Below are 7612 nucleotides of genomic sequence, written 5' to 3' on the forward strand. Positions count from 1 at the left end.
ACGTTCATCACCCGGTCGGGGGAACCCCGCGCCGCGGGGCGTCGTCTCGTTCCACGACGGCCGAGGAAAGGCGACGGACATGGAACGGCGTACGTTCATCTCGGGCGGCGCGGCCGCCCTGGCGACGACCGCACTCACCGCGTGCGGTGCGGGCGGAGACTCTTCCGCCGCGGCGGCGCACAGCGGCACGCCGTCGCACTCGTCCTCGCTCACCGGCCTGAAGACCACCAGCGCGAGCGCCGCCGCCAACTGGGCGGCCCTCGCCCGTGACCTCGACGGCACCCTGGTCCGGCCCGGCGACGCGTCCTGGAAGACCGCCCACCAGCTGTACAACACGCGCTTCGACACGCTGAAACCGGCCGCCGTGGCCTACGTGGCGCACCCCGCCGACATCAGTACGACCCTCGCCTACGCCCGCGCCCACCACCTCAAGGTGTCGATCCGCAACGGCGGCCACTCCTACGCCGGCTACTCCTCCGGCGACAACCGGCTGATCGTCGACGTGTCCAGGCTGAACCGGGTCCGGGCCGGCGGCGGCCAGGCCGTCGTCGGCGCCGGCGCCAAGCTGATCGACGTCTACCGCGCGCTGGCCGCGAAGGGCGTGACCATACCGGCGGGCTCCTGCCCCACCGTCGGCGTCTCCGGCCTGGTGCTCGGCGGCGGCCACGGCGTCGCCTCCCGCGCCTACGGCCTGACCTGCGACAGCCTCACCCAGGCCACCCTGATCACCGCCGACGGCACCCAGGTCACCGCGGACGCCACGCACCACTCCGACCTGTTCTGGGCACTGCGCGGCGCCGGGAACGGCAACTTCGGCGTCGTCACCGAGCTGCACTTCAGGACCCATGCCGCACCGCAGGCCGTCACCGCCTACCTGACCTGGTCCTGGTCCAAGGCCGCCAAGGTGCTCAAGGCCTGGCAGGAGTGGGGCCCGAGCCAGCCCGACGAGATCTGGTCGTCGCTCCACCTCGCCTGCTCCCCGGGCCGCACCCCGACCATCTCCGTGGCCTGCTTCTCCCTCGGCACCTACGGCGAACTGCAGAACGCCGTGGACCGCCTGGCCCACCTGGCCGGCGCCGACGCCGCCACCGTCTCGCTGCGCCGCCGGGGCTACGAGGAGGCCATGGAGGCCTACGCCGGCTGCTCCTCCTTCGCCACCGACGCCCAGTGCCACCTGCCCGGCTCCACCCCGGGCCGCTCCCCGCAGGGCAAGCTGGGCCGCGAGACGTACGCGGCCCGCTCCGACTTCTTCGACCGCTCGCTGTCCGCGGCCGGCATCCAGACGGTGCTGAAGCAGATCGGCTCGGTGCGCGGCGGCGGGGGCAGCATCGCGTTCACCGCGCTCGGCGGCGCGGTCAACCGGGTCTCCCCGACGGCCACCGCCTTCGTCCACCGCCGCTCGCGGATGCTGGCCCAGTACATCGCCTCCTGGGGCGCGGGTTCCTCCGGCAGCACCGCCCAGTCCTGGCTGACCACCGCCCACACCGCGATGAAGCCGTACGCCTCGGGCGCCGCCTACCAGAACTACACCGACCCGACGCTGAAGGACTGGAAGAAGGCGTACTACGGGGACGCGGCGGCCCGGCTGGGCAAGATCAAGCAGCAGTACGACCCACAGCGGTTCTTCTCGTACGCACAGGGGCTGTAGCAGGAACCGCCCACACCCGACGACACCGGAGCCCGGGAGCGGGCGGAGCCGGGGGGCCGTCGATGGCGCAGTCGCCGGGGCGGCGATGGCGCAGGTGCCGGGGGCGGTCCGGGGGGCCGGGGCCGGCAGCGGGGGGTCGGAGCCGTCCAGCCCGGGGGGCGGGGCCGTCAGCTGGGGGCGAGCCGTCAGCTTGGGGCCGGAGCCGTCCAGCCAGGAGGCTGGGGCCGTCTGGCCAGGTGGCTGGGGCCGTCAGCTGGGGGGCGGGGCCGTCAGCTGAGGGCCCGAGCCGTCCAGCCAGAAGGCGAGAGCCGTCAGCTGGGGGTTGGAGCCGTCCAGCCCGGGGCCGAAGCCGTCCAGCCGGGGGCCGGGGCCCTCAGCTGGGGGCTGGGGCTGTCAGAGGGGGCGGGAGTCGTCGAGCCGCGGGGCCGTCAGTTGGGGCCGGATCCGCCTAGTCAGGGGCCCGAGCCGTCCAGCCGGAGGCCAGGGCCGTCAGCTGGGGGCCGGAGCCGTCCAGCCGGGGCCGGACTCACCTAGCCAGGGGGGCCGGGGCCGTCTTGCCCGGGGGCCGGGGCCGTCAGCAGTGGCAGAGTACGTCGACCACGACGGTGTCCGGGGCGAGGTGCTCCAGTTGCTCGTCGGCCCACTTTAGGTAGCCCTCGCTGCTGGTGTCCCGCCAGCGGCCGTCGAGCGTGACCAGGGCGTACTTGCCGAGGGCGGTGCGCAGCGCACGCTCGCGGGCCAGCGCGTGGTCCCGGGCGAACCAGGCGACCGGGTCGGTGGTCAGGAACGACGTGCCGAAGTGCGGATCGCCGGCCACGGCCCGCTGGGCCACCTCCTGCACCAGGGGCTGGAGCAGGTGCTCCTCCGTGGCCCGGTCCAGCGGGTAACCGTCCGGGTCGGCCTCGTGCCGGGCGACGAACTCGGCGAGCGGACGGGCCGGCGGGTGCGCCGCGGCCAGCTCGTCCCAGGCGGCGCGCAGGTCGTCGTACCCCTGCACCGTCCGCTGCCGCATGGTGTCGAAGTCGAGCAGGCCGCGCGGGCCGCCGTAGCACTCCAGCGGGCCGAGCGGATCGAGGTCGGCCCCGGGGACGGTGGCGGGCGTCAGGAGCCGCGGGTCGCCGTCGTGCGCGGGCCGTACGAGATAGGGGCTCGCGCGGTGCACCTGGATGGTCCACCTGTCCCACTCACCGGCCGGGTTCCACCGTTCCCCGGCATTGATGTCGTACGGCGCCAGGGCCCGGGCTATGGCGTCCGGTACCTGCTCGGGCGAGATGGCCGGCAGGCACACCGTGGCGAAGAACTTGGTCATGCGCCGGAGCGTACGACGTGCCCACCGGCCCGCGCCGAAGCCCTAGGCCGCCAGGTCGCGCTCCTCGGACTCCGGGGCCGGCCGGGCGCCGGGCAGCAGGGCGTCCCGGCCGGCGGCGGACGGCGGCCGGCGCCGCACCAGCCGGCCGGCGCGCGGGGAGCGCTCCACGGCCCGCATCAGCGGGGTGAGCAGCGCGGTGGCCGGCGGGGACAGCAGCAGGACGACCGCCGTGCCGAGCGCGAAGCCGCCGATGACGTCCGTCGGGTAGTGCACGCCCATGTAGACCCGGCAGAAACCCTCCAGCAGGGCCAGGCCGATACCGGCCAGCCCGAAGCGGCGGTGGGCGACGAAGAGCCCCACGCCGAGCGCCATGGTGATCGTCGCGTGGTCGCTGACGAAGGAGAAGTCGGTCTTGCCGCTGACCAGGACGTCCAGCCCCTGGTGGTCCACGAAGGGGCGGGGGCGCTCCACGAAGCCGCGTATCGGCACGTTGACGAGGACGGCGAGGCCGGCCGCGAGCGGCGCCCACACCAGCGCGGCCACCGAGGGCGCCGCGTCCTCGCCGCCCCGGCGCCGCACCGACCACCAGCACCACAGGATCAGCAGGACCATGGCGAGCAGCAGGCCGTACTCGCCGACGAACTCCATGACCCGGTCGAACCAGTGCGGTGCGTCCTTGGCCAGGCCGTTGATGTCGTAGAGCAGGTCGACGTCGGGGTTCGATCCGGATTCGGCGAGTACAGCCATGGTGCTGCGGCCCCTTCGTCGTCTTCCCGGACGCACCTCGTGTGCGTCGCGCCTGCCCCCTGTGGTTCGTAGATCCGCTTCCGCTGCACTGCCGCACTGACGTCCGCTCGGCTACGTCAACAGGAACGCACAGCCACCTTCAATACGTTCCACTCTCCACTGAATGATCACGCAGACGTTATCGAAGAGAGATTCATCGCCGCAGCTCAGGGGGTGGATTAACACACTGTCACACATTTGTGGGGAGCGCTTTTGCGCCATCCTCGGTCACCCGGGTCGCACCGAAGTAGTCGGGGGTGTCGATCGGGTCGAACCGGATCACCGCGCCCGTGCGCGGGGCGTCGATCATGTACCCGCCGCCCACATAGATCCCGACGTGCCGGATGGCCCGGGAGTCGGTCAGGTCGTCCGAGAAGAACACCAGGTCACCGGGGAGCAACTGGTCCCGCGAGGGATGCGGGCCCGCGTTGTACTGGTCGTTGGCCACCCGCGGCAGCGTGATCCCGACCTTCTCGTACGCCGCTTTGGTCAGGCCCGAGCAGTCGAACCGGCCGCCCTGCTCGACGGTGCCCTCGCCGCCCCACAGATACGGCGTGCCGAGCCGGCTCTGCGCGAAGGAGATGGCCCCGGCGGCCTGCCGGGTGGGGTCGATCCGGCTGACCGGCGCGGCGAAGCTCTTCTCCAGGCTGCGGATGCGCTGCACGTAGTTGCGCGTCTCGCTGATCGCCGGCACCCCGCCGGACCGGATCACGCGGTAGGCGCCCGCGTTGTAGGCGGCGAGCATGTTGTCCGAGACGTTCCCCGGCACGTCCTTCACGTACTTCGCCAGTTCGCAGTCGTACGAGGCCGCCGACGGGATCGCGTCGTCCGGGTCCCAGATGTCCCGCTTGCCGTCACCGTTGCCGTCGATGCCGTGCGTCGCCCACGTGCTCGGGATGAACTGGGCGATGCCGCGCGCGTCGGCCGGGCTGACGACGGTCGGGTTCCAGCCGCTCTCCTGATAGAGCTGGGCGGCGAGCAGCGCGGGGCTGAGCGCCGGGCACAGGTTCCCCCACTTCTTCACCAGGGACGTGTAGGCGGCCGGCACGGCCCCCTTGGCCAGCCCGCGGCTCGCCGACGTCACCCCGCCCAGCAGGTTCCCGGCCACGAGGTAGACACCGACGACGAGGAGCATGACGAAGCCCATGCCGAGCGCGACGGCCGCGCCACCGAACACCCATACCTTCCGCACGGTTCAACTTTCCCCCATGCGGACGTCGTTCGAAGCCATTTGGCCGTGAAGTGGCGTCATTTCACAGCCGGGACGGCTGGAGTGACGCCTCCTCAGCCGCCTCAGGACCCGTGCGTGGCGTCCCGGTACAGCTCCGCCGCCTCACGGCCCAGCACCACGCTGTACGAGGTGTCGGCCGTGGCGCCGCCCTGCTCGTGGCCGCCGAGGACGCCGACGACCTGCGCGTCCCCGTTGACCCAGGGGCTGCCGCTGGTGCCGCCGGTGAAGTCGGGGCAGTCGATGCGCTGTTGGGTACGGCTGTGCGCGGTCGGCCTGTTGGTGCAGCTGATGGGGGTCTCCCGGGAGTTCGGGTAACCGGTGACGGTGACCGCGGTGGCGCCGGTCGCCACCCCGGCCGCGAACCGGTTGGCCCCGACCACGTCCTCCAGCCGCCTGCCGCCGAGGCCGGCCACGGCGGCGAAGGCCAGATCGCTGTCCTCGTCCTGCCCCTTGGCCCAGCCGTCCGGCAGGAACCGCCGGGTCACCCTCCACACCCCGTACGGCGCCTGCCCGTCCCGGTAGCCCGGCACGAACACCAGGTCGCCGTCGGCGCCGTCCACGCAGTGCGCGGCGGTGACGATCAGATCGCCGCGCGGGCTGTGGACGACTGACGCGGTGCAGAAGTGGTCTCCGGCCGGCCGGCCCGCCCGGGCAGCGCCGAACAGCGCGCCCACCCGCGCGCTCCACCGGCTCGCCACGGCGTCCGCGGTGACCCCGAGCGGCCCCGGCCCGTCGTCCGCGGCAGCCACGGAGGCCGAAGTCAGCGCGAGCACCACCACGGAGGTGAGCGAGATGCGTGAGATGCGCTTCATCAGGTCACACTCTTTCCCAGGAAAGTGAGAAAGCTGCTCCGACTTCCCTGAGATTTTGCTGTGAACCTCGAACGCACCCCCGCACGGCGTCGAAAGCCCGTACGACTATCGGTTCACCGTCACCCGCGTCACCTCCAGGGACCGGTCAGGGCGAGCCGCCCCGCGGAGGCGGCCCCGCCGTCACCGGGCCGGCGTCGGCAGGGGGCACCCCACGCCCGTCAGTTCCTCCGACAGCGTCCACAGGCGCCGGGCCGCCACCGGGTCGCTCGCCGCGGCACTGCGGCCGACCAGGGCCGGGGCGCCGCGCATCTCGGCGGGACCGTCGGGGCCGACGTAGGCCGCGCCCGGCAGGTCCTGGGTGGCCGCGTAGAGGGTGGGCAGGGCGCCTGCCGCCTCGTCCTGGGCCAGGAACCTGTTGCCGACCACCATGAACCCCCTGGCCAGCGGGTTCGCCGCACGGCTCTGGAGATTGGTGGCCGCCCAGCCGGGATGGGCCGCCAGCGCCCGGACGGCGGACCCGGCCTCGGTCAGGCGGCGCTGGAGTTCCAGGGTGAACAACAGGTTCGCCAGCTTGGACTGGGCGTAGGCGCGGACAGGGCTGTACCTCCCGCGCAGGTTCACGTCCTCGAAGTGGATGGCGGCGGCGCCCCAGCGGTGCGCGCCGGAGGACACGGTCACCACCCGGTCGGTCACCTGGGGCAGCAGCAGGTTGGTCAGCGCGAAATGCCCCAGGTGATTGGTGCCGAACTGCATCTCGAAGCCCTGCGCGGTGCGCTGCTCCGGCAGCATCATCACGCCCGCGTTGTTGATGAGCAGATCCAGCGGGCGGTCCCAGCCGGCGGCGAACTCCCGCACCGAGTCGAGGTCCGCGAGGTCCAGTCGGCGCACCTCCGTGCTGCCGTTCACCCGCGCCGCGGCGGCGCCGCCCCGGGCCAGGTCCCGCACCGCGAACACCACGTGCGCCCCGGCCCCGGCCAACGCCCGCGCGGCGGCGAGGCCGATGCCGCTGTTGGCGCCGGTGATCAGGGCCGTACGGCCGGTGAGGTCGGGGAGGCGGGACGCGTTCCATGTGCCGCGCTTGCCGCGCGGGCCGGTGGTCTCAGTCATACCCTCAATGTAGGCAGCGCCAACAATGCTGTCAATGACAACATCGCGATACGATGATGCGCATGTCCACGAGCCGCCCCTACCACCACGGAGACCTGCGCGCCGCCCTGCTCAGGAGCGCCGAACGCACGCTGCGCGAGAAGGGGACCGGCGCACTCTCGCTGCGCGAACTGGCCCGGGACCTCGGCGTCAGCCACGCCGCCCCCGGACGGCACTTCAAGGACAAGCAGGCCCTGATCGACGCCCTGGCCCTGGACGGCTACGAACGCCTCAACCAGGCCCTGGCCACCGCCGTCGACCACGCGGAACCCGACCTCGAGCAGCAGATGACGGCCCTCGGCCGCGCCTACCTGGGCTTCGCCGTCGACAACCCCGAACTGCTGGAACTGATGTTCGCGCGCAAGCACGACCCCGACCGGACCGCCCAGCTCGCCGCGGCCGTCGACCGCTCCCTCGGCACCTTCACCCGACTGGTCACGGACGCCCAGGAGCGGGGCGAGGTCATCCAGGGCGACCCCGAGCGCATCACCACCGTCGCCGCCGCCAGCCTGCACGGCCTGGCCGCCCTGATCGCCGGCTGCGCGCTCGACCCGGCACAGGCCCTGACCGGCCTGGAGGAACACGTGCACCTCCTGCTGCACGGCCTGCGCCCGCGCTGACCGACCGTCACGTGAGACCATCGACGCGACGTCTCACCCGACCAGCCGTCAGAAACCTTG

At 72.8% G+C, this 7612-nt stretch carries 7 protein-coding genes; 2 read left to right on the top strand and 5 right to left on the bottom strand.

Annotated elements, in window-relative coordinates:
* The first annotated feature begins 79 nt into the window (after positions 1–79).
* Entirely contained in the window at positions 80–1648 is a 1569-nt protein-coding gene (locus IE312_RS36840; RefSeq protein WP_189986674.1) for an FAD-binding oxidoreductase, read from the top strand.
* A gap of 574 nt (positions 1649–2222) precedes the next feature.
* Here the strand turns inward: IE312_RS36840 and IE312_RS36845 are convergent.
* The 5 genes from IE312_RS36845 to IE312_RS36865 all read right to left on the bottom strand — a co-directional run bounded on the left by IE312_RS36845 (position 2223) and on the right by IE312_RS36865 (position 6893).
* Entirely contained in the window at positions 2223–2957 is a 735-nt protein-coding gene (locus IE312_RS36845) for a hypothetical protein (RefSeq protein ID WP_189986675.1), read from the bottom strand.
* Between the two features lie 42 nt (positions 2958–2999).
* Positions 3000–3704 (bottom strand): phosphatase PAP2 family protein, encoded by a 705-nt coding sequence (locus IE312_RS36850; protein WP_189986676.1) that lies wholly within the window; start codon positions 3702–3704, stop codon positions 3000–3002.
* Between the two features lie 229 nt (positions 3705–3933).
* Positions 3934–4935, bottom strand: a complete 1002-nt coding sequence (locus tag IE312_RS36855; RefSeq protein ID WP_189986677.1) for a C40 family peptidase — start codon at positions 4933–4935, stop codon at positions 3934–3936.
* Between the two features lie 101 nt (positions 4936–5036).
* Positions 5037–5786: a trypsin-like peptidase domain-containing protein gene (locus tag IE312_RS36860; RefSeq protein ID WP_189986678.1), complete on the bottom strand. Its 750-nt coding sequence runs from the start codon at positions 5784–5786 to the stop codon at positions 5037–5039.
* Between the two features lie 180 nt (positions 5787–5966).
* A complete protein-coding gene (locus IE312_RS36865; protein WP_189986679.1) occupies positions 5967–6893 on the bottom strand; it encodes an oxidoreductase in 927 nt (308 codons plus the stop codon).
* A gap of 53 nt (positions 6894–6946) precedes the next feature.
* On the opposite strand from IE312_RS36865, the gene IE312_RS36870 reads away from it, so the two are divergent.
* Entirely contained in the window at positions 6947–7552 is a 606-nt protein-coding gene (locus IE312_RS36870; protein ID WP_189986680.1) for a TetR/AcrR family transcriptional regulator, read from the top strand.
* Positions 7553–7612: the final 60 nt, after the last annotated feature.

This window comes from Streptomyces capoamus, from assembly GCF_014654935.1.
GTDB classification, from domain to species: Bacteria; Actinomycetota; Actinomycetes; order Streptomycetales; family Streptomycetaceae; genus Streptomyces; species Streptomyces capoamus.